The following is a 22,574-nucleotide window of genomic DNA, read 5'->3' as shown; positions in this document are numbered from 1 at the left end:
ACTTAGTCGGCACATCTTTATGAAATAACAGTCCGCTTTTTAGGATAAAAACCTAACGCAGATGAGAAAGACAGTTTCCATTTCCCTGCCTCCGATGGAGGCCTCAGACGCCACACTGGTAAAACGCGCCGCTGCTGCAGACGCAGGTGTGCAAGCCAAACGTGTTACAGGTTATTCCATTCAAAAACGTTCTATCGATTCCCGTAGCAGACAGCCTAAGGTTGTTATGCAATTGGAGGTGTTCATTGACGAAAAAGTAGAGGAACGAACAGCATTTGATCCGCAACTGCGTGACGTGACGAATGCGCCGCACATTGTGATTGTAGGTGCTGGTCCGGCAGGTTTGTTTGGGGCGTTGAGAGCTATATCACTTGGATATAAACCCATAGTGTTGGAGCGAGGTAAAGATGTACGCCGCCGCCGCCGTGACCTGGCAGCAATGAATAAAGAAGGTATCGTAAATGCCGAATCCAACTACTGCTTTGGCGAAGGTGGGGCCGGTACTTATAGCGATGGTAAACTATATACCCGTTCTACTAAACGTGGCAATGTGCAACGCATACTGCAACTGTTCCATCACTTTGGTGCGGATGAACGGATATTGTATGAAGCGCATCCGCATATAGGAACGAATAAACTCCCACACATTATCACTGCTATGCGTGAGCAGGTGATAGCCTGTGGTGGCGAAGTGTTATTTGAAAAAAAGCTGACCGATATTCTTTTGGACGGAGATGCGATAGCAGGGGTAAAAACGGTTGATGGCGAGACGATCCCAACCCGCGTGGTAGTATTGGCAACGGGCCACTCAGCACGCGATATATTCGCATTGTTGCACTACAAGAAGATCGAAATAGAAGCAAAGCCTTTTGCACTTGGCGTACGTATAGAGCATCCGCAACAGTTGATAGATAAGATCCAATATCATTGCGATTTACGCGGCGACTATCTGCCGCCGGCAAGCTATTCTGTCGTTGCCCAGGAGTATGGCAGGGGAGTATTCTCGTTCTGTATGTGCCCCGGAGGTATCATTGCTCCGGCTGCAACTGCACCGGGTGAAGTAGTGGTAAATGGCTGGTCGCCATCCAAGCGGAATAATCCATATGCCAACTCCGGTACTGTGGTTGCCGTAGATGAGCGTGACTATGCCGCATACGGTTTTACGGGCCCATTGGCCGGCATACAATACCAGCAAATGGTAGAACAAAAAGCTTTTGCTATTGGTGGCGGCAAACTGGTCGCGCCAGCTCAGCGTATGGGCGATTTTGTAGATGGAAAAATATCGTCGACGCTACCAAACTGTTCTTACTTGCCGGGCGTGCACAGCGCAGCAATCAAAGATGTACTGCCTAAAGAGGTAAGCGAGGCTTTAAGAAAAGCTGTTGTTGACTTTGGCAAGAAAATGCGTGGTTATTTTACCAATGATGCGCTGCTGGTGGCGACTGAATCCAGAACAAGCTCACCGGTGCGCATACCTCGCGATAAAGACACTCTTCAGCACACGCAAATAAAAGGTCTTTACCCATGCGCGGAAGGCGCCGGGTATGCAGGGGGTATCGTTAGCGCTGCCATCGACGGAGAGCGCTGCGTAGAGTCTGCGATCAATCACTTGTCTTAAGCACCGAGATAGGCCGAATACATCCACAGCAGTTTTTCCTGCTCGCGTATATAATCGCTTACCAGCGAGTTGGTGCCCTCATCATCCAGCTCCGCAGAAAGGTGAAGGATCTCCCGCTGGCTGTCGAGAATAGTTTGCATGCTGTCAACGATCATGCGCACGCAGATTTTACCTTCAGTGATGTTGGTTTCCTCCTTGATCTGTGAATTCTTCAGATAACCAGAGAATGAATGTATGGGTGGATAACCCAACGTTACAATGCGCTCTGCTACTTCGTCTATTTTAGTGGCCAGGTCGTTGTAGAGTTGTTCGAATTTTACATGCAGTTCAAAGAACTTTTCACCCGAAATATTCCAGTGAAATCCTCTTGTGTTGATATAAAATACCTGGTAATTAGAGAGAAGTAAATTCAATTTTTCAGCTAGTGCCTTCGACTTGTTAGGGTCCAGGCCAATGCGTGTTTTCTTAGTAAGGCTGTGTTTAGCGGCTTTTGCCATAAGTGCAGATTTTCAAAGACTAGAGATAAAAATTGTACCGTTACAGTTGCTTTGTTACTGACGGTCACGACGGCGTTGCAAGTTGTCTATTCAGGATACCAATCCCGAAGTCTTACGTTAATGTCATTATTCTTTTCGTTCACCAGCCGTTTAAACTCATTGATATCCTGGCCACGATGGTGGTAGGGATAAACGTTACCCGGTTTAAACTCCAGCACTGCGCTGGCTGCCTGGTTCACATCCATGGTATAAGGCAGATTCATGCACACAAACGCGATGTCTATATTTCTTAATGCACGCATCTCTGGTGTGTCCTCTGTGTCGCCCGAAATGTACACGTTCTTGCCGCTGATATTTATAACGTAACCATTTCCGCGGCCCTTGGGATGACGTGAATCTGCGGTTTCAGGAAGATTGTACATAGGTATGGCGGTAAAGCCAACCTCTTGTTCGGTCACGCTTTCACCGTTTTTCATAATGATCATTTTGTTGGTGTACAATGGTTTTAAGGAATCGGCTACTGCCTGGGGAACAATAAAAACTGCTTTGTCTTTTTTCAAACCGTCCAGCGTTTTCTTATCCATATGGTCGCTATGGATATCTGTGATCAGAATGATCTCAGGTTTGGGAAGACTTTGGTAACGTTCTGCACCCCCGGCCGGGTCCACATAGATCGTTCTGCCTTTCCATTGTAATACCAACGAAGCATGCTGAACCGGTGTTATCTTAAGTTTGCCTTTTTCAACTGGAAATTCGTCGGTGTGCAGTTGTGCGCCGGTTGTACAGGCAACTATCAAAAACAGTGGCAGAAGGAAGAATGTTTTCATAACGGTATTGTTGCTGTGTAAAGCTAGACACAAATTCAATGCCCTGAAGCAGCAGTGAATTGTTACCCTACATGCTATGCCAATCACACTAATTAGCAAAGACCAGGGTAAAGACTGCTCTTAAACCAAAGTCAGGCCTGCTTTCTTTGCTCCCGGCAACCGGCATGCGTGGACCTACTGCCAGCTGTACAGGTTGATTGCCAAGCTTCGTGACTGCAGAAGCAATTGGATTAATGAAGATGGACGTTGTCTCTGATTCCCAATTGAAAGTCATTTCGGAGTTGAGCGTAACACCTGCGCCACTTTTCCAGTTTTTTGCAAAAAAGGGTTGAAAGAATAATTGATTGACATCGCTTCTGTTATCATCTCCGGCAAATGACCAAAGCTGGTTGGTTAGAAATCCATAAGTAAGGCCATTGGCTTGTCGCAATAGTAGCAAGGTTGGGCCTGCTGCCCACTTCCGTGTGCTTAGCAGATCATCGGTGCCGATGGGCACCAGAAAAGCTGGCCCTGCTCCCCAAATGATACCGCTTTTTTTGGGTGTTGAAGGGGAAAAGAAAAAGCTGATCGTGGCATCGCTAAGCCCGAACTCGCTGGTATGATCTGCAACTACGTCGCGCTGGTCTACCACGGGTATGATCCATCGTGTGATCAAATTGAGCTTCTTATTCAAAGCAAACGGTATCACTGGCTGAAAGTTTACCTGGTATTTTGAGCCGTTATGGCGCCCGATACCGTAATCAGAATTGTGTTGAAGGGGTACGCTGATCATGTTGGCTACGGGGTTTGATAGTTTATTTGCCACTGCTTGCGGGTCTGCAGCTGTCTGTTGAGCGGTTGAGCGGAAAGCTAAGCCTGCTAATATGATCAGTAAAGTAATGTTGGCGGCTTTTATGGTTTTCATGATTGGGTTTTGGTTTGTTCTCGTTTTGAAGACATACTGAAAGCATGCTTCGTTGCTTAAAGCAAGTTAGCTTGGCGTTCGAGTCTTAGGTAGTTTTGCCGGCAATATCTTGCAAAACCTTTCGAAAAACTTTGCCTGAAATCAACCAGCTTTTTTATATCCAATTAGTTATGATCTGCATCGAAAACTCTACAATAGAACGTAATTATTTGACGTTACTACGGTAACTTTATTCGAAATCTGTTCTTTATGAAACGCAACATATGCGCGATTGTGTTGATCGCTATAAGCCTTGCAGCAGTTAATGTTTTAGCGTCCTGCAATAAGAAAGCTAAGAAAATCTATAATGTAGGTGTAGACGTGCAAACCCAGTTTGAAAACGATAAGGTCCAGATCTATATTGACGACGAGCAGATACTCGATAAGCAATTAACAACCAATGATGTTTTAGGGGTTTGCCTGCCTGATGGTATTGTGCACAAAGAGATAAAGGAAGGTAAGCATAAGCTTAAAGTGGTAGTGAATGGTTCGGCTACCAAAACTGAGAAATTCTCACTTACAGAAGACGTTTATATCGGTGTCAGATATGATCGTTCCTCTGGCGATATTTCTTACCTGTTTCAGAAGGAAAAATTCATGTATGACTAGGTTATACATGTCAGTGTGATTTTCAGGGTGATTTTGACACATTGGCTTTTACGGGGCATTTCTTGTTTTTAGTTTCATGCAAAATACCGCGCATGAAACGCACGCTTTCTTTCGTTATTCTTTTCCTTTTTGCAACTAACATAGCAATCGCACAAGAGGCTGTTCGCAAAGGATGGATGGGCGCTAATGGTTCTTTTTCTGAACGCGGTATGGCACTCGATACAGCTATACCGGGTTCCACGATCCATACAATGGGCTTGCGCAAAGGCGATACCATCGTGGTATTAAATGGAACGATGATCGTTGATGTGTCCGCTTATAACCGGGTAGCGAGTGAAATACGAACCGGCGATAAAGTCGTAGTAAAGTTTAAGCGCGGCAGTAATACAAGAGAGAAGAGATCGATTGCAGTTATGAAGCCTTTTGATACACTGCCTAATGGAGAAGTGGTGTATGGCTGGGCGCAAATGGGCAATTGCAAGCTGCGCACTATTGTGCGAAAGCCTAAACGGTCTCAATCTATGCCTGCGATCTTGTTTATTCCCGGTTATAATTGTGGATCAGTAGAAGGCTATGGACAAGGCAGTTATGGAAAACTGATCAATACCTGGATCTCCAACGGATTTGCTGTGGTGACAATAGAGAAAACGGGTCTCGGCGATAGCTATGGATGTGTTTCCTGTATGGATGCAGATCTGGCAACAGACATACAGGTCTTTGAAACTGGTTATCAATTTATGGAGCGCCTTCCATATGCCGACAAGAATAACCTGTTCATTTTTGGGCATTCTATGGGTGGCGTGATCGCACCAATAATTGCGGAAAAGCATTCGCCTCGTGGTGTGATAGCATTTGCGACAGTGTATCGTCCCTGGAGTGAATTTCTGTTAGAGATGCACAGAGTGCAGTGGCCGCTCGATGGAAAGAGTTATGCAGAAACTGAAGACCGGACGAGGCTCATCCAAAAAGTTTACTACGAATATTTCAGGCTAAAAAAATCACCGGCAGAATTGTATGAGAACCCTGAGTACAAGGATTTGGTTGCGAGTGAACTTGAATACACTCCTGGCGCGCAACATATGTGGGGCAGACATTGGCGTTTCTGGCAGCAGCTTGATTCCGTTGACCTGGCCAGGAGTTGGAGCAATGTAAACGCAAAAGTTCTATCAGTATTTGGCGGTGCCGATTTTGTAGCCTGTTCTGAGTTGGAGCACGAGCTGATTGTTCGTGCGGTAAACAGCACGCATCCTGGCAATGCTGAGCATCTCAATATTGCGGATGTAGACCATCTAATGATCCGTAACCCTGACTGGCCAAGTGCGCACAAGCATTTTATGGATGCAGCCTATAAGAAGGATAATTTTCATCAAGGCTTTGCCGACAAGTTAACAGGCTGGATGAAAGGTGTGATGCAGTGATCCTACTCCGTTTCTTCGTCTATTATTTCTATAACCCGGCCTACCTGTCCATCATCCAGCATTACCTTAATGCCACGTGAATGATAAGTGGCACTAGTGAGCAGACGTTTTACATATCCTCGTGTGCGTTCGCCTGTGCGTTGGTCTTTCTTTAAAATAATATCCACTTCCATGCCGGGTTTTACATCGGCACGGTATTGCCCGTTCTTATTCATTTCTATTTGTCTTTCGGAACTAATTGAAAGCTTACACCGCCTGTCAGGCCAATGCACACATCTATATTAGTAAAGTGGAATGAACCCAATTTTAGTTTTTGCTGATAGCTATCGGCAAGCAATAATGTTTTTACTATTGTACTGAGCATTGCTTTGTCTTTATGCTGCTCCAGGATAGCATCCCTTTTTTCTGTGGGTATGTCGGTGGCTTTTTGAAAGTGGAATGTCACATCGGGTGGAAGACCAAGGCTTACTGTGATGCCTGTTGTAGCAAATCCGATCTCGTCAATAATGGGTGACAAAGAGATGAGGTCATTCATGAAGTTGATAGATTTCTCTTTGGCGCTATCACTCATGCCTGTAAACTTCTCCGAAAACTTAGCGAAGTTCAGGTTAGATTCAAAAGCTTCAACAGCGGCATCTCTTGTTTCAGCCACCTTTTCAGTCATCTTATTCAGCAGGTCTTTCATATCAACAAAACTTGCTGCAAAGATAGGTACAAAAAAACCGTCCGCTTGTTGGCGGACGGTTAAAGTAATGGGTAAAAGCTTTTATTGCCGTGTGAATCGTCTATTGATGAGTTTGCCAGTATCGTCTGCGAGCCGCAAAGTATACAGACCTGGCGCCAATTGTGAAATATTTAACGGGTTGCTGCCTGTTGCCAGCTGATATCTGGTAGCCAATACCGTTCTGCCCAGATTATCGATTACAGTAACGTTAACGTTCCTTACAGTTGTTTGGTTATCGATAAAAATTTCAGCGCCGGTGGCCGGGTTGGGGGAGAGCAGTATGCCACCTTCGCCCACTACATTTGAAACCGAATTTGGCAGGTACATTTTAAGCTGTGCCGGTGCGCTGGTATCATGATATATTCCGCAGCCAGGATCGGTAGATTTAATAATGCTACGGAACCACCACTCGGCCATGGAGAGCGGAGGGTTTTTCACCAGCAGGGTGGAAGTTTTTGTGCCTTTATAAAGAATATTGTCATTTATATTTGAATAGGTAATGCCGTCGGCACTAGCCTGCCAGTAGGTATTATAATTCTGACCATTTACAGAGATTGTGAACGCAGCATCTTCAGTAGGCTGTACTTTCTGGTCTACCGGACCGCCTGGATTTATTTCCGGTGGGGTAAGAACGGTAAGTGGAATGGAGGCAGAGGTTACCCCGCTACATTGTCCTGTCGCTGATACTACACAACGGAAAATATAATCGTTTAAGGTGTCTGGTGTATTAACGATGTTGAGTGTTGGCGATGTGGTGCCCGAATACGGGAATGAGTTTGGCACATCGCTGAAAATACCGACGGTTGCAATTGCCATTTGCCACTGGTAGCTGGTTACTGAGCCGAAGGCGGTCACATTCATGCTCGTTGCCGCTGTTTCGCATACACTGCCCGACATTGTTTGATTAGTGATCGTTGCGCCGGGCATTACATTAAGCGTTGCAACGTTTGATGTAACAGGGTTGTTACACGCACCCGTAAGAATGCAACGGTATTGATTGTTATTATAAGGCATTGATATCGTTGCTACGTTGAGGCTGCTTGTAGTTGCTCCGCTGTAAATGGCATTGTTGTTAATGTCAACAAATCCAGATCCGGTATTCACTTGCCATTGGTAAAAGCTGGTGTTGGTAGCAGTCACAGAGAAGTTGACATTTGTACCCTCGCACTGGTTCTTGTTTTGAGGCTGTGCGCTTAAAACAGGAGAAGGGCATGTTAGGATATCAAACCCAAAACCTGCATAGGTACCATCATACCCGCTGCCTGAGGCGGACCCATATGTACCATATATTCGACGGCCTGTCAGGCTGTTTTGGTAAACCGAAAAGCCATTTGAATAGCTCTGGCTTTCTACCATGACGATGATGTTTGATGTGCCGTCAAAAACAAACGGAGTTTGAAGCGTTATCTTCTGCCAGCCGCTAGCTATGTTGGGAACGGAGGCCATTACATACGATGCACTGGAGACAACGGTGGTCAACCCTGTTGCAGGATATGTAGACGACGTCCACGCAGAGGTTGACGTTAATCCCATTTTGATCGAGAAATTGGTGTACGTGGCATTGGTTGCCGATGAAGATGTCCGAAAATATATATCGGTAATCGTGCCTGCAGGAGGTGTGCCAAAGTCACTCGGCAGGTATAGCCAGGCTACTTTGTTACCAGCTGTAGTGTTGAAAGGATAGCTGTTGCTACCAGTGGTGCTATTTACAGAATACTGCTGGGCGATAGCCAGTTCACCAAACAACACGAAAAGAACGAGGAATAAAAGGTGTTTCATCTTCTACTTTTTAAAGGGTTGTTATTGTATTGTTAATAAATATAACAATCAAACCGCATTAAAAAAATAGGAATTAGTGACCGTTTGTAGCTAGTTTCCTATAAGTTATTGATGTTTATCGCCTTATTAGTTGCTAGTTAATAAAGTGCCGGAAAAATATTCTGGAGAAACGCAAAAATCCCCGGAATTCCGGGGATTTTTCAATGAGATATATAAAAAGGCTTAAGCCACTGCGCTCAATTTCTTTACGATACCTGATTTCAGGTTGCTGGCTTTGTTCTTGTGAATAACATTGCGTTTAGCCAGTTTATCGATCATAGATATCACTTTCGGCAGTTGCTCCGCAACTACAGCTTTATCGGTAGTAGCCAGCAGGGTACGAATGGCATTACGAGTGGTTTTACCGTAGTAACGGTTGCGCTCGCGACGTTTTTCACTCTGACGGATATCCTTTTTGGTTGCTTTATGGTTTGCCATCTAATTAATATTCTTTTTAAGGGACTGCAAAGGTAGTACAAAAACTTGTAACTGAAAAATATTTTCTTACATATTCAGAGCGCTGTAGATCTGCCTGGAGCGTTTCGTCAGCATTTCTTTCTTTTCAATGAAATTATCCAGCTTTTCTTTGGGTATACGCAGACTATAGAATTCTGTTGCATATGTTCCCATTTCGTACATGTCGTAGTCTGGATTCCATTTGTCATGGGTCTTTTTATCAAGCCCCAGCTCTTTCACCATCAGTTCTTCACTCAGCGGTTCAGACAAGCGTACAATAGCCATGTTTTTCAACTCATCGTCGCTGAAGACGATCTTCGGTTTTTTGGGCATTGCCTTTTTGTCAACAAGCGCAACATCCTCTTTAGTAACGCTCATATCGTCAGGCAGGTCGCTGATACCAATGAACTTGCTCATGTTCTCAAATATGGTAGCCGTAGCAATAAATGCCATCACGTGACCCTGGGTTTCTTTAGGCAAATGCTGTTTTATATCCCAGAAGCTATTGCTACCGGTGCGTGCTATAGCACGGTGTATCGGTGCAGGACCACTGTTATAAGCAGCGACCACAAGTAGCCAGTCATTTAGTTGATCATAGAGGTAAGCCAGGTATTTTGCCGCCGCGTTGGTCGACTTATACAAGTCTCTTCTTTCATCTTTCTTACCGCTTACTTTCAGGCCCATCATGCGCGCTGTCGACGCCATAAATTGCCATGGCCCTACCGCACCCACACGCGATACTGCATTGTGGTTGAGCGCAGACTCGATAACTGCTAAGTATTTCAGCTCTTTTGGGATATCATGCTGTTGCAGCACATTGTCCATCAGGGAGAATTGAGTATTACCACGTCCCATCACCACGCTAAGTGTTTGCTGGTGCACACGGAGGTACTTCTTCACAAATTCCTTGATATAATCATCCATTGTACCGTAGTACGCCTTTTCGCCAGCCAGGGGCACGGGCTTGTATGGCTTCTTTTCCGGAACTGCCATAACAGCATTGGCTGCCAGCGTCTGAGCAGGCATACCAGGCTTTACAAGCGGCTTGCGGATAACAATGGTGTCAGTTTTTACCACCTTCGTATGCGGCGCCGGTTTTTGGCCGGTTTGCGCGCTTGCCGAAGCTATGGTGAGTGTGGCTAACGAACTCAGTAAAAGATCTCTTAATTGCATGTTTTGATCGTTTTAAGCGGTGAAAACAATGCAACCCAATGGGCTACTTTCTTTCCCAGATTTAATGTTTCTGTAAACACGGCTGCACTAGCAGCTAAGGCCTTACTGAGCCTTCTCTTTCTCCCTCATACCAGATTCGATCTCGTTCTTAACGCCTTCTTTAGCGTCATTGAACTCACGAATGCCTTTGCCAATACCGCGAGCCAGTTCCGGAATTTTCTTACCACCAAATAGTACAATAACAACGATCAGGATGGTGATCCATTCTCCACCACTTGGCATAGAAATCAACAATTGCGGTTGAATCGCTAATAATGACATAACAATCTGTTTAAATGAGTATGCAGCAAAAATACGGCATCTCAGCCACTTAGAACCAGCCGAGCTTACCTTTTAACATTGGCAAGTTAATATTTAACAACTGGAAAACCGACTTATGTCGATAAGCTTTATGTGTTGGACGTTCTAACTTAACTGGTCTCTCAGTTGCTGAGTCATCCCGCTGGTGTAAGTGCGCCATTTTTCAATCACCTGTTTCATGTCGTCAGGTATCTCAGAGTCGAACTGCATCCACTGCCTTGTTTTGGGATGGGTAAAACCTAGTTCTTTGGCATGCAGGGCTTGCCGGGGCAGTATTTTGAAGCAGTTTTCTACAAATTGCTTGTACTTGGCAAACACAGTACCTTTAATAATGCCGTCGCCGCCATAGGTAGCATCATTGAAAAGTGGGTGGCCTTGCGATTTCATATGAATCCTGATCTGGTGGGTGCGGCCGGTTTCCAGTCGCAGTTCCAGTAAGCTTACATAATTGAAGCGTTCCAACACCTTATAGTGGGTGATGGCTTCTTTGCCATGGTCTCCATCGGGGAATGTTGCCATGATCTTCCTGAACCGCAGGTTGCGGCCTACGTGTGCATTGATGGTTCCTTCGTCCTCTTCGAGATTGCCCCAAACCAACGCAATATAACGGCGGTGTACGGTGTGCTTTTTGAACTGTGAAGCAAGATCGCTCATTGCTTTTTCTGTCTTGGCGATCAGTATCAGACCGCTTGTGTCTTTGTCTATGCGGTGTACGAGACCTACACGGTGCAGCGAGGTCACTTCAATATGCTCTTTTTGAAAGTAATAAGCCAGGCCATTAACCAATGTGCCGGAGTAGTTGCCGCAGCCGGGGTGAACCACCATACCTGGCTTTTTATTGATCACCATCACATCGTCATCCTCGTACACTATATCCAGCGGTAGTGGCTCGGGTATGATCTCCGTAGTTTCGGGACGGCGGGTATCGAGAACGATTATCTCATCGCCCGGCTTTACTTTATAGTTAGGTTTTACAACCTCATTATTCACTTTAATGAAGCCTTCCTCAAGCGCTTGCTGTATCTTGTTGCGGGTCGCGCCTTCCACGCGGTTCATCAGGAATTTGTCGATCCTAAGCGGCTCCTGGCGCTTATCTGTTACAATGCGCAGGCGCTCCACCGGCTCGGCAGAGGTTTGTTCTCCTTCCTGTTCATCCTCATCGTCCAGCAGGTCGTCTATATCTTCTATTTCGTCAATTCCGCTCATTAGTATGGCATTAAGGCTGCAAATTTATTGTTTTACCCACTTCTTTATCAACTGTGGGTCAAGTTGGGTGTAGTTGCTTTTGTATTCGATCACGCTGTTGTTTACCCAATAGATGGCAGGCACGTACTCTCCGGCCAGTTCAATAAATGCGGGCTTGTTGTCGAATAACATGTGGGGTACCCTATAGGCTTTCGATTCCTCGAAAAACGCTTTGAAATTCTCTGGATCTCCATTCAATACCAAGTAAATAGGAAGCTTGGGATCATTCTTCTTTAATACTTGCAAAAAATAGGCTGCTTTCCTGCAGTGTGGGCAGGTAAGACTCATAAAAGCAACAATGTGTTTACCCGACCGCAGTTCTACTTCTGGTTTTTGAGAGCCGGCTTCATATAGCAGGCTAAGGTTGATAGGCAGATTGGCTTTTTCTGGCGTGTTGTTCACATTTAGTGGCTCCAAAACAAAAGGCGTTACAATAGCCGCCAGCCATTCCTGGCCTTTGTAAGGGCGAACAGGGTATAAAATATACAAGAGTCCTACAGCCGCCAGCATAGCCACGTTTTTCCATATGGCCTCCATAGGTTTCATATAGATCCAGTCGCCGAAACATCCGCAATTGCCTGTGTTTCCCTGTTTTGCCAGCAGGAAGACAAGGTAACCTGTGAGTGCCAGCAACATAAATATGGTAGCAGGGTAGGTGACCTTTGTCAGGTAAATATGGAACAATAAGAAAAACGCTATCAGGAATTCAAACCCGATAAATAGCCGTGCAATGACCGAAGCTACCATGATATTGGATACGCCTAGGTCAACAAATGTCCACTGAAAGGCCTCGAATGAAACCAGTTTACTATAGGCTGAAAATAAAAATACTGCTGCGAGTGCCAGCAGCAGTATTAATCCTAAGATCCTTTTTATATAAAAAATAGCGCCTGATTTTTGAATTGTATCTGCCATAGCTTGTATGGCTCAAAAATAAGGCAATTAATATAAGTAGCAGGTTTCCTTTGTCTTAATGCCATCCATCTCAGATTCAACCGAGTTTTGTTCGCACAGCGATTTGGCTTTCTTTTTCGTTTCGGTGATAGGATAGTCCCGGAGTAGAGTGTCAGGTAAGCCGGGCTGTCCGCTGTAGGTTATCTCACACTGGCATGTATAATCACGTCGGCACGAGGTCATGCTTGTGATCAACAGCAGGGAGGCAGCAGCTAACAGTACGAGGCGTAATTTCATTGGGTTACTATTATTTGAACGGTTGAAGATAAAAGTAAATTTTCAAAAGCGCAATGCAAACGTTAATAATAATTGAATTCGCCGCCTGATGTAGCCGTGCACGTTTGATTTCGCTTAACTTTACTAGGTCAAGATGACCCAATGATACAGCCAAATCCCCTGGTAGAAAACCTCGAACTGCTTGCCCGGCAGGTAGTTGAAGGTTTTATTATCGGTCTCCATAAAAGCCCGTTTCATGGTTTTTCGGTCGAATTTGCCGAGCACAGATTGTATAATCAAGGCGACCCGCTCCGGCACATAGACTGGAGAGTATATGGGCGTACCGATAAACTTTTTATCAAGCGGTTTGAAGAAGAGACCAATCTTCGTTGCTGCGTGGTGCTAGACACTTCGTCTTCCATGCATTTTCCTAAAGATGAGAAAAAGTATAGCAAACTGCAGTTTGGCTGCCTGGCTGCCGCCAGCCTTTTTCAACTAACCAAACGCCAGTTGGACGCCGCGGCTTTAGCCTTGTTTGACGAGGAGATATATTATTTCTCCGATTGCAGGTCGGCTCATAGTCATTACCGCTTGCTCATCCACGAGCTGGAGAAGACGCTATCGTATAGCCCGCTGAATAAAAAAACGAATGCAGCCTCAGCACTGCACCAGGTAGCTGAGCAGATGCACAAGCGGTCATTGGTCGTAGTTCTGAGTGATATGATGGATGATGCCGAGCAGATTGAGGAGATGTTCTCTGCGATGCAACACCTCAGGTATAACAAACATGAGGTGATTTTATTTCATATAATGGACGGTAAACATGAAATGGCTTTCGATTTTGAAAACCGGCCATACGAGTTTGTGGACATGGAAAGTGGCGAAAAGATAAAATTGCAGCCTAACCAGGTAAAAGAGCAATATGTACACCAAATGCAGGAATTCCAGGATATGATAGAAGCCCGCTGTCATCAATATAAGATAGACCGTATCCCGGTAGATCTTTCGGAACCAGTAGAACAAGTGTTGTATGCATTTTTATTAAAGCGAAATAAATTACTCTAATTCAGAGGATTTTTATACCTTTGCACCCCATTGAAGTTTTTTGACAGAAGTGAAGTGAGAATAAGGGTGTATAATAGATTGTTATATGTTATAGGCCCTATAAGAAACGGGAGATAAACGAAATGAAACATAACCGGGAATTTGAAATAGCATGGCAAGGGTTAAAGCCCGGCGTTCATGTGTTTCAATACGACCTGAATGATAAGTTCATTGAAGAGAAGGGTGGAACTGAAAGAGAATTTCGTGACCTCGACGCACAGGTAGAACTGAAATTCGACAAAAAGACGAATTTCTTTCTTTGCCATTTTGATATAGATGGCAGTGTAACAGTACCTTGCGATCGTTGTGGCGATGATTATAAATTGAGGCTGTGGGACGAGTTTGACCTGGTCATTAAGCTGACTGGTGAAGAACACGAAGAAGCAGATGACGATGCCGATGTTGTATTCATTTCGCGTGGCGAAACTGTGATAGACATCAGCGACTGGTTGTACGAATTTGTGATGTTAAGTATACCTTTGCAGCACGTACATCCTGACAATGCAGACGGTACAACCGGTTGCAACCCTGAAGCCCTGAAACTGCTCGACCAGCTGTCGGGGCCGGAAGACAAGCCGGCCAATGATATCTGGAAAGGTCTGGAAGCCCTGAAAGAAAAAACGAACAATAAACGTAAATCGAAATAAAATCTAAGTAAGATGCCTAATCCGAAGCGACGTCACTCACAACAACGCGGTGCTAAACGCCGTACGCACTATAAAGCTGTTGCTGCAACTTGGAGCATTGATCCGGTAACTGGTGAAAGCCACCTGCGTCACCGTGCTCATTGGGTAGAAGGTAAACTGTACTATCGCGGTAAAGTCGTGATGGACAAAACACCAGCTACTGAAGGAGAAACAAATCAATAAACAGCTACATTACGGTTTGAATGAAGATAGCGTTTGATATCATGGGCGGAGATTTCGCGCCCGCGGAAGCTATTAAAGGTGTTCAACAATTTTTTGAGCAAGTGCCCGATCCGTCGGTGCACTTGTTGCTTATTGGCAACGAAGAAGCGGCCACACCGCATCTTTCGCTATTAGAACCGTATAAAGGACGGTTTACCGTCGTTAGTGCTCCCGAGGTTATCGGGATGCACGAACATCCTACTAAGGCGCTGAAGGAGAAACAAAACTCCAGCATCGCCATTGGTTTTGGTATGCTGGCCATGAAAAAGGCCGATGCATTCATCAGCGCAGGTAATACCGGCGCTATGATGGTGGGTGCTATGTATTCAGTAAAAAATATCGACGGTATCCAACGCCCGACCATCGCTTCGCCTGTACCAAGGCCAAGCGGTAAGTTTGGTTTGATGCTGGACGTTGGTATCAACGCCGATTGCAAGCCTGAAAACCTGGTGCAGTTCGCGCAGCTGGGTTCGCTGTACGTAAAGAATGTTTACGGTATCGAAAATCCACGTGTGGGCCTGCTGAACATTGGTGAAGAAGAAGGCAAAGGCAATATCCTGGCTCAAGCTACTTACCCGTTGCTTAAAGAGCAAACCGACATCAACTTCATCGGCAACATCGAAGGTAGAGATGTATTCTCTGAAGATGTTGACGTTATTGTTTGCGAAGGCTTTGTGGGTAACGTTATCCTAAAGATGGCCGAGTCGGTACATACTATCTTAACGGAGCGCAAGTTATCAGATTCATTCCTTGATAATTTTAACTATGAGATCTTCGGTGGTACGCCGATCCTGGGCATTAATAGCCCGGTGATCATAGGCCACGGTGTTTCTAATGCGCTTGCGTTCAAGAACATGATCGACGTAGCCCGTAAAATAGTTGCAGCCGACCTGATGAGCGTGTTCAAAAAACGCTTTGCTCCAACTACTACAGTTGAATAATTTCTCGTAAGTCTGGTATATTTTTATTGGCAGTATTGCCAATGGGTAAAATATATTGTCTGAGCGGCATCGGTGCCGATGACCGCATTTTCGGTAAACTGTCCATTCCCGGTTATGAGCTGGTACACCTGGCTTGGATCAAGCCGGAACGTAAAGAAACCTTACCGCAATATGCCCTTCGAATAGCCAAGCTTATAGATGAGGAGAATCCTATTATCCTCGGCTTGTCTTTTGGCGGCATGCTGTGTACGGAGATAGCTAAGGCGCTACCGGTCAAAAAAGCTTTCCTTATCTCCAGCGCTAAGACAAAACTCGAACTGCCTAAGCTCAACAGGGCAGTGCAGGCATTGATCAGGTCGCAGATATTACCCCCTTTTGTTTTTTCTATTCCTAACAGGTATATCTGCAAAATATTCGGGGCTGAGACTGCAGACGAGATACGCCTGCTAAACGGTATCATTCGCGATGCCGATGGTGCTTTTGTCAAATGGGCATCGAGGGCCATTGTCGAATGGCATAACGAGGTAGTACCGCCGAATATCATCCACATCCACGGAACCAACGATCATGTGCTACCTTCCGCTATTTCGAAGCCTGACTATTGGATTGATGGCGGTACACATCTGATGGTATACAGCTGCGCCGGCGAAGTGTCTACCATCATAGCCGGCGAACTCTCACACTAAAAAAATGCCTGTTCAATTTTCGGTTGTTGCTTGCGTGCAGATGCGGTTACTTTGCACTAATGCAGCAGGAACTGACACCGGAGATTATGTACGAGGCCAGCTGCCGTAAAGATGCCTCTTTCGAAGGGCTGTTTTTTATGGCGGTGAAGACTACCGGTATCTTTTGTCGCCCAGCCTGCACAGCGCGCAAGCCAAAGTTTCAGAACGTAGCGTTTTTCACCGAGGCTAAAGATGCTTTGCTGAATGGCTACCGTCCTTGTAAGGTTTGCAAACCCCTGCAGCAAAAAGGAGAAACTCCTGCTTATATCAGCACATTGTTGGCAGACCTGCAACGCGACCCCGCGTTACGGCTAAAGGACTGGGATCTGCGGCAGCGCGGGGTAGAACCGGCAACATTGCGCCGATGGTTTAAGCAGCATTACGGAATGACTTTTCAGTCTTATCAACGCTTCCTGCGTATCAACAGAGCTTTCGGTCAGATCAGGTACGGCGATAAGATCACAACAACGGCATTTGATAATGGTTTCGAGTCCCTAAGCGGTTTCGGAGAATCATTTCGTAAACTCACCGGCCACACACCACAACAAAGTAAATCACAGCAATTGGTAACTATAACAAGGATCACTACACCGGTAGGCCCTATGATAGCCGGCGCTACGGACGAAGGGATTTGTCTCTTCGACTTCGCCGAACGCCGCATGATGGAAAGCATCATGAAGCGTATAGAGCAAGGGCTGAATGCCAAGCTCATTCCCGGCGATCACCCGCATTTTAAAGTGCTGAATGAGCAGATGCAGGAATACTTTACCGGGCAAAGAAGAGAGTTCGATCTTCCGCTTCATATTATTGGTACTGAGTTTCAGCAGAAGGTGTGGCGCGGCTTGCAGCAAATAGCCTATGGTACTACCAAATCATACAAAGGTCAATCCATTTTTCTGGGCAATGAGAAAGCGATACGTGCGGTAGCTCGAGCTAATGGCGAGAATGGTATAGCTATTATTATTCCATGTCACCGCGTGATAGGGGAGAACGGACACCTCACAGGTTATGGCGGCGGCCTGTGGCGCAAAAAATGGCTGTTGGAGCATGAGGCTAAACATGCCGGTTATGATAAGCAGTATTCCTTGTTTTAAAACTCTTCGCAGCGCTCCATTCAATATCACGATCCTACAGCCTGGGTCGAAAACCCAAACGTGCCAAAATGTTAAATGCATTACTGGCTGGAGTTTTATTTGATTAGATGAGCTATTTTTCTTTAATTTTGTATCGACTACAAACCGGGTTATCGCCTCGGCGCAAGCAGGGGAGGAAAGTCCGGACAGCAAAGAGCAGCGCACCACCTAACGGGTGGGGTTCCGCGTCAGCGGAATACAGAAAGTGCCACAGAAAATAACCGCCTTCACATTGGGGGTAAGGGTGAAAATGTAGGGTAAAAGCCTACGCATCGCCATGGCAACATGGCGAGGGGGTAAACCTTGCGCGCTGAAATGCCAAATAGGCGGACGATCGAGGGCGGCTCGCCCGATGTCCGTGGGTTGGCAGATAGATCACGCAAGCGATTGCGTGACCAGATAAATGATAGCCGTCTCAATGACCATTTGAGATTACAGAATCCGGCTTACAGGTTTGTGGTTGTTTTGGTTAAATGATGAAGCGCCGGTATTGTCCCGGCGCTTATTTTTTTATTGGTCAGTCAGTTTGTTTTATCGTTGTATCACCAGCTTCTCCGTTCGTAATCCCTCTTCCGTTTTTAGTCTCAGTGTGTACACGCCCGCAGGCAGGTCGGCAACAGAATATTTCAGTGCAGAATATCCGCTTTCAATACGTGCAGCAGCCGCCAGTCTTTTGCTAATCTTTCCGCTGATGTCTACCAGATCAATCGTAGCTGTTACTGATTTGTCCCAATGGCATTTTACAACCAGTTCGTTGGTTGCCGGATTGGGATACGGTTCAAACAACACCTCGCCTTTATAATAGTTGCCCACAGATAGTTCTGCCAGTGTTGAAGTGTCGATCTGGATATTCTCATCGCCAGCCTGGTACTTGGTGTAGATGAAGTAGGTTAGCATCATTTCATCGGTCGTATTCTCACCTGCGCTAACGTTCTGTGGCGGATTGCTTGGGTTGAATGGATTATTGGTCGTGTTGTCGTAAAACGCATGCGAATACAGGGTAGAGCCTGCGGCTACCTTCACGATATTGCGCGTGGCATAGAATCCCTGCCAGTGAAAGTCCCAGTTGTTGATGCGGATGAATTTGACCGTGTCGTTCGCCGGCGTGACGGCAAAAGTGGTGATGTTTCGGCCTATCAGGTGCATATGCGGTGCGACGCCTAATATCGACGCATCTCCGAGGATAACAGGGATATTGAAGGATTCAGTGAATGTCTTGGTGGCGTTAGCAGGAATGAATAACGGTTGATCGATATTAGTAACGTGGTTCAACACAGGGTTGATATCTACCCGCCTTACCGGACCTGATGCGAAGAAGAAATGGACCTCGGTGCTGTCGATCTGCGTATTTGAACCTGCAGGATAGTGAATCTGGATGACGATATCTGCATTCTTAGGCAGACGTATGCCAAAGCCAGAGGGGAGCTTGATAGGCGCTGTTCCCGGAACCCAGCCACCCAATAGTTTTGCATCGTTAGTGCCAACACCGCCAAAACTTACATAGCCGGGGTTCGGATCATTTGCGTCAAGAGAGGCGCATGTACCGGTCGTGTCTGCATAAACGAGTACGTGGTGTACGATGGGTCTATTGCCAGGCAATGCTTCAATGGCTGTGATGTATTTATCCGCAGCCTGTCCGCTGGGTATTACAAAACATTGGTACAGGTCGCCGGAAGTGGCCGTAGATGTAAAATGCGGTATCTTAGAAATAAGGTCTGGTGTGCCCGGCAAGTCGCCATTAGCCGGAAAGACCGGATCTGGTGGTGCCAGTGTCGGGTCGCCCTGCGGTTTGCCGTTGTTTGCCCATGCCAGTATTTTATCTATTTCCTTTTGCGATAATAGTCTTTCGTGGGCCAGCCTGCTGTAGCTTGGGTCTGGAGGCCATGGGGGCATGCGCTTGGTTTGAACAGCGTTTGCTACGCCGGGCTGTGCCATCAAATTGTTATATCCAATAAGCGAGAACGGCGCAATACCACCTTGCCTGTGGCACGATGCGCACTTGTTGTTTATTATCGGGGCAATGTCAGTGCTCCATACGGGTGTCTGCGCTTTCACGGCTGTCAAAGTGGTGAAGAGTGCCGAGGTGATGAGTAAGAGTTTTTTCATTTGGGGCGACGTTTACTGCAAGATAAGCAAAAATATTGCGATATGTGTTTGTCGGTTGTTGCAGGGTTTTACATGAGCTTAACAGAGCAAAATGTTACAAATTCTGAAGGACGGGAGTTAGGTATTATCTTTGCACACTTATAATTTGCGCTCAGCGAAAACATGGAACTAAGTAAGAATTTTCAGCACGGCGAAGCCGAACAACGTTGGTATGAACATTGGGAACGTTCAGGGTATTTTAAATCAGTCCCTGACGAACGTCCGCCATATAGCATTGTCATACCTCCGCCCAACGTTACCGGTGTGCTGCACATGGGCCATGCGCTGAATAATACTATCCAGGACATACTCATCCGTCGTGCTAAAATGGAGGGTTTCAATACCTGTTGGGTGCCGGGTACAGACCACGCATCTATTGCTACAGAGGCTAAGGTAGTGGGTATGCTCCGCGAAAAAGGCATCGATAAAAAGTCGTTGTCGCGCGATGAGTTCCTGAAATATGCCTGGGAGTGGAAAGAAAAATACGGCGGCATCATCTTGCAACAGCTGCGCAAGCTAGGCTGTTCGCTCGACTGGGACCGTACTAACTTCACCATGAACGACGAGTACTATGCTGCTGTAATGCGCGTATTCGTTGAACTATACAACAAGGGTTATATCTATCGCGGCGTAAAAATGATCAACTGGGATCCCAAGGCAAAAACTGCTTTGAGTGACGAGGAGGTGATCTACAAGCAAACCAACTCTAAACTGGTTTACGTTCGTTATAAGATCGACAGTGACAAAGAAGAATACATAACGATAGCTACCGTTCGTCCTGAAACTATCCTGGGCGATACTGCTGTGTGCGTGCATCCGGAAGATGAACGCTACACTCACCTGAAGGGCAAATTCTGCTTCGTACCGCTGGTAAACCGACGCGTACCGATCATTTTTGATGATTACATCGATAAAGAATTCGGTACTGGTGCGTTGAAGGTTACTCCTGCGCACGACATCAATGACTACAACCTTGGTCTGAAACACAACCTGCAGGTTATAGATACACTGAACGATGACGGCACCATGAGCGAAGCTGCTCAGCTGTACATCGGTGAAGACCGTTTTGCTGTACGCAAGAAAATACTCGCCGACCTGGAAGCCGCGGGCAACTTGGTAAAGGTAGAGGACTACAGCAACCAGGTAGGTTTCTCAGAGCGTACCGATGCTGTTATTGAACCAAAGCTGTCAGTGCAGTGGTGGTGTGATGTAGAGCAGTTGGCTAAACCTGCACTCGAGAATGTACTGAATGATAATATCGAACTGATCCCGGCTAAATTCAAAAACCTGTATCGTCACTGGGTAGGCAATATCAAAGATTGGTGCATTAGTCGCCAGCTTTGGTGGGGGCAACGTATTCCTGCATGGTACGACAGCGAAGGTGCTATTTACGTGGCTACCGACGCCGCAGGCGCGCACGAACAATACAAAGCTAAAAAGCCAGAGTTAGCGGCTAAGCAACCAGAACTGAGGCAAGATGAAGACGTGCTGGATACCTGGTTCAGCAGCTGGTTGTGGCCAATGCAGGTGTTTGGCTGGAACAAAGACCCTAATAACGCTGAACTGAAATATTACTATCCTACAAGCACACTGGTTACTGGTTTTGATATCATCTTCTTCTGGGTGGCGCGTATGGCCATGGCTGGTTTCGAGTTCATGGACGAGAAGCCATTCAACAAGGTATACTTTACGGGTATGGTTCGCGACAAAGAAGGGAAGAAAATGAGTAAGCAGTTCGGTAACTCGCCCGATCTGTTGAACCTGATTGAACAATTTGGTGCTGATGCCTTGCGTTTCAGCGTGATGATATCTGCTCCCGCTGGTAACGACCTGCTGTACGATGAATCATCTCTGGAGCAGGGCCGCAACTTCAGCAATAAAATGTGGAACGCCACCAAGCTGGTGAAGATGTGGGAGAGCAGGATAGCTGATGGTGTTGAGTCAAATGCAGGTTTTGCTATCGATTGGATGGAACACAGGCTGGCTGATGCTTCTGCCGAGGTAGCAGATTTGATGAAAGACTTCCGCCTCAGCGAAGCTTTGAAAACCATCTACTCTTTGATATGGAATGATTTCTGCTCGTGGTATCTTGAATGGATAAAACCTGCACAGGATCAACCAATGAGCCGTGATGTGTACGACCGTACTATCAATATCTACGAAAGTCTGCTGCAGCTGTTGCATCCATATATGCCGTTCATTACCGAGGAAATATTCCATTCGCTGCGTGAACGCAAAGAGGGTGACGACCTGATCGTAAAGCAACTGCCCACTACAAAAAGCGTTGATAAGGGAATACTTAAAGATGGCGCATTGTTGCAGGAGCTGATCACAGCGGTTCGTGACACGCGCAACAAGAACCAGCTGAAGCCCAAAGAGACAATCAAATTGTGGATAGATACCGCGCAGCAGGATTTCTACAAGAAGGTAGAACCCATCTTGGCAAGGCAAGTAAACGCCGAGCAGATCGGTTTTACTGCTGAACCAAAGCAGGGCAGTATTGCTATAGTGGTGCAGACCGATAAACTGTACATTGAGGCCGATGCTGCCAATGTAAATACTGGCGCACAGAAAGAGCAGATGCAAAAAGAACTGGACTACCTGAAAGGGTTCCTGGGAAGCATTGATAAGAAGTTGGGTAACGAACGCTTTGTGCAGAATGCGAAACCCGAGGTGATAGAAATTGAGCGTAAAAAGCAGGCTGACGCCTTAGCTAAAATAAAAGCTATTGAAGAAAGCCTGAGTTTATTATAACTTTAG

At 46.1% G+C, this 22,574-nt stretch carries 23 protein-coding genes and 1 other RNA gene; 11 read left to right on the top strand and 13 right to left on the bottom strand.

The window, feature by feature from the left end; all coding sequences use genetic code 11:
* The first annotated feature begins 61 nt into the window (after window positions 1-61).
* Complete coding sequence (locus P2W83_RS15980) at window positions 62-1,618, top strand: NAD(P)/FAD-dependent oxidoreductase (RefSeq protein ID WP_276134765.1); 1,557 nt, start codon at window positions 62-64, stop codon at window positions 1,616-1,618.
* Here P2W83_RS15980 and P2W83_RS15975 read toward each other — a convergent pair.
* The 3 genes from P2W83_RS15975 to P2W83_RS15965 all read right to left on the bottom strand — a co-directional run bounded on the left by P2W83_RS15975 (window position 1,615) and on the right by P2W83_RS15965 (window position 3,846).
* Entirely contained in the window at window positions 1,615-2,115 is a 501-nt protein-coding gene (locus P2W83_RS15975) for a Dps family protein (protein ID WP_276134764.1), read from the bottom strand. The genes P2W83_RS15980 and P2W83_RS15975 overlap by 4 nt on opposite strands.
* Before the next feature lie 86 nt (window positions 2,116-2,201).
* A complete protein-coding gene (locus P2W83_RS15970; protein ID WP_276134763.1) occupies window positions 2,202-2,942 on the bottom strand; it encodes an MBL fold metallo-hydrolase in 741 nt (246 codons plus the stop codon).
* Between the two features lie 88 nt (window positions 2,943-3,030).
* Window positions 3,031-3,846 carry a hypothetical protein gene (locus P2W83_RS15965; protein ID WP_276134762.1) on the bottom strand — a complete coding sequence of 272 codons (816 nt, stop codon included), beginning with the start codon at window positions 3,844-3,846 and terminating at the stop codon, window positions 3,031-3,033.
* 249 nt (window positions 3,847-4,095) lie between these two features.
* Here P2W83_RS15965 and P2W83_RS15960 point away from each other — a divergent pair, with 249 nt between their 5' ends.
* Entirely contained in the window at window positions 4,096-4,494 is a 399-nt protein-coding gene (locus P2W83_RS15960) for a hypothetical protein (RefSeq protein WP_276134761.1), read from the top strand.
* A 92-nt stretch (window positions 4,495-4,586) separates the two neighbouring features.
* The gene (locus tag P2W83_RS15955; RefSeq protein ID WP_276134760.1) at window positions 4,587-5,912 is read left to right on the top strand and encodes a serine aminopeptidase domain-containing protein; all 1,326 of its coding nucleotides are present in this window, start codon (window positions 4,587-4,589) and stop codon (window positions 5,910-5,912) included.
* Between the two features lie 2 nt (window positions 5,913-5,914).
* On the opposite strand, the gene P2W83_RS15950 is transcribed toward P2W83_RS15955, so the two are convergent.
* The 9 genes from P2W83_RS15950 to P2W83_RS15910 form a co-directional block, all read right to left on the bottom strand.
* Entirely contained in the window at window positions 5,915-6,127 is a 213-nt protein-coding gene (locus tag P2W83_RS15950) for a YwbE family protein (protein WP_276134759.1), read from the bottom strand.
* 2 nt (window positions 6,128-6,129) lie between these two features.
* The gene (locus P2W83_RS15945; RefSeq protein ID WP_276134758.1) at window positions 6,130-6,597 is read right to left on the bottom strand and encodes a hypothetical protein; all 468 of its coding nucleotides are present in this window, start codon (window positions 6,595-6,597) and stop codon (window positions 6,130-6,132) included.
* A gap of 81 nt (window positions 6,598-6,678) precedes the next feature.
* Entirely contained in the window at window positions 6,679-8,415 is a 1,737-nt protein-coding gene (locus P2W83_RS15940; protein ID WP_276134757.1) for a T9SS type A sorting domain-containing protein, read from the bottom strand.
* Between the two features lie 222 nt (window positions 8,416-8,637).
* Entirely contained in the window at window positions 8,638-8,892 is a 255-nt protein-coding gene (gene rpsT, locus P2W83_RS15935; protein WP_276134756.1) for a 30S ribosomal protein S20, read from the bottom strand.
* A 66-nt stretch (window positions 8,893-8,958) separates the two neighbouring features.
* Entirely contained in the window at window positions 8,959-10,083 is a 1,125-nt protein-coding gene (locus tag P2W83_RS15930; RefSeq protein ID WP_276134755.1) for a lytic transglycosylase domain-containing protein, read from the bottom strand.
* A 102-nt stretch (window positions 10,084-10,185) separates the two neighbouring features.
* On the bottom strand, window positions 10,186-10,404 hold the full coding sequence (locus P2W83_RS15925; RefSeq protein ID WP_276134754.1) for a Sec-independent protein translocase subunit TatA/TatB: 219 nt from the start codon (window positions 10,402-10,404) through the stop codon (window positions 10,186-10,188).
* 144 nt (window positions 10,405-10,548) lie between these two features.
* Window positions 10,549-11,649, bottom strand: a complete 1,101-nt coding sequence (locus tag P2W83_RS15920) for an RluA family pseudouridine synthase (RefSeq protein ID WP_276134753.1) — start codon at window positions 11,647-11,649, stop codon at window positions 10,549-10,551.
* Between the two features lie 24 nt (window positions 11,650-11,673).
* Window positions 11,674-12,603 (bottom strand): MauE/DoxX family redox-associated membrane protein, encoded by a 930-nt coding sequence (locus tag P2W83_RS15915; RefSeq protein WP_276134752.1) that lies wholly within the window; start codon window positions 12,601-12,603, stop codon window positions 11,674-11,676.
* 27 nt (window positions 12,604-12,630) lie between these two features.
* Complete coding sequence (locus P2W83_RS15910) at window positions 12,631-12,879, bottom strand: hypothetical protein (protein WP_276134751.1); 249 nt, start codon at window positions 12,877-12,879, stop codon at window positions 12,631-12,633.
* Window positions 12,880-13,020: 141 nt separating this feature from the next.
* On the opposite strand from P2W83_RS15910, the gene P2W83_RS15905 reads away from it, so the two are divergent.
* The 7 genes from P2W83_RS15905 (at window position 13,021) to rnpB (ending at window position 18,134) form a co-directional block, all read left to right on the top strand.
* The gene (locus P2W83_RS15905) at window positions 13,021-13,923 is read left to right on the top strand and encodes a DUF58 domain-containing protein (protein WP_276134750.1); all 903 of its coding nucleotides are present in this window, start codon (window positions 13,021-13,023) and stop codon (window positions 13,921-13,923) included.
* Window positions 13,924-14,045: 122 nt separating this feature from the next.
* Window positions 14,046-14,609, top strand: coding sequence for a YceD family protein (locus P2W83_RS15900; RefSeq protein ID WP_276134749.1), 564 nt, complete (start codon window positions 14,046-14,048; stop codon window positions 14,607-14,609).
* A 12-nt stretch (window positions 14,610-14,621) separates the two neighbouring features.
* Window positions 14,622-14,831 (top strand): 50S ribosomal protein L32, encoded by a 210-nt coding sequence (gene rpmF / locus P2W83_RS15895; RefSeq protein WP_276134748.1) that lies wholly within the window; start codon window positions 14,622-14,624, stop codon window positions 14,829-14,831.
* A gap of 20 nt (window positions 14,832-14,851) precedes the next feature.
* Window positions 14,852-15,811: a phosphate acyltransferase PlsX gene (gene plsX, locus P2W83_RS15890; RefSeq protein ID WP_276134747.1), complete on the top strand. Its 960-nt coding sequence runs from the start codon at window positions 14,852-14,854 to the stop codon at window positions 15,809-15,811.
* 41 nt (window positions 15,812-15,852) lie between these two features.
* Window positions 15,853-16,497, top strand: a complete 645-nt coding sequence (locus tag P2W83_RS15885; RefSeq protein ID WP_276134746.1) for an alpha/beta hydrolase — start codon at window positions 15,853-15,855, stop codon at window positions 16,495-16,497.
* A 59-nt stretch (window positions 16,498-16,556) separates the two neighbouring features.
* The gene (locus P2W83_RS15880; RefSeq protein WP_276134745.1) at window positions 16,557-17,630 is read left to right on the top strand and encodes a bifunctional transcriptional activator/DNA repair enzyme AdaA; all 1,074 of its coding nucleotides are present in this window, start codon (window positions 16,557-16,559) and stop codon (window positions 17,628-17,630) included.
* A gap of 136 nt (window positions 17,631-17,766) precedes the next feature.
* Window positions 17,767-18,134: RNase P RNA component class A (gene rnpB, locus P2W83_RS15875), an RNA gene on the top strand.
* Between the two features lie 66 nt (window positions 18,135-18,200).
* Here rnpB and P2W83_RS15870 read toward each other — a convergent pair.
* Complete coding sequence (locus tag P2W83_RS15870; protein WP_276134744.1) at window positions 18,201-19,775, bottom strand: T9SS type A sorting domain-containing protein; 1,575 nt, start codon at window positions 19,773-19,775, stop codon at window positions 18,201-18,203.
* 162 nt (window positions 19,776-19,937) lie between these two features.
* Here P2W83_RS15870 and P2W83_RS15865 point away from each other — a divergent pair, with 162 nt between their 5' ends.
* The gene (locus P2W83_RS15865) at window positions 19,938-22,568 is read left to right on the top strand and encodes a valine--tRNA ligase (RefSeq protein ID WP_276134743.1); all 2,631 of its coding nucleotides are present in this window, start codon (window positions 19,938-19,940) and stop codon (window positions 22,566-22,568) included.
* Window positions 22,569-22,574 lie beyond the last annotated feature (6 nt).

Origin of the sequence: Polluticoccus soli, assembly GCF_029269745.1 — a bacterium.
GTDB lineage: Bacteria > Bacteroidota > Bacteroidia > Chitinophagales > Chitinophagaceae > Polluticoccus > Polluticoccus soli.
The sequence above is the reverse complement of the archived record's forward strand: the minus strand, read 5'-3'. Positions and strand labels throughout refer to the sequence as shown.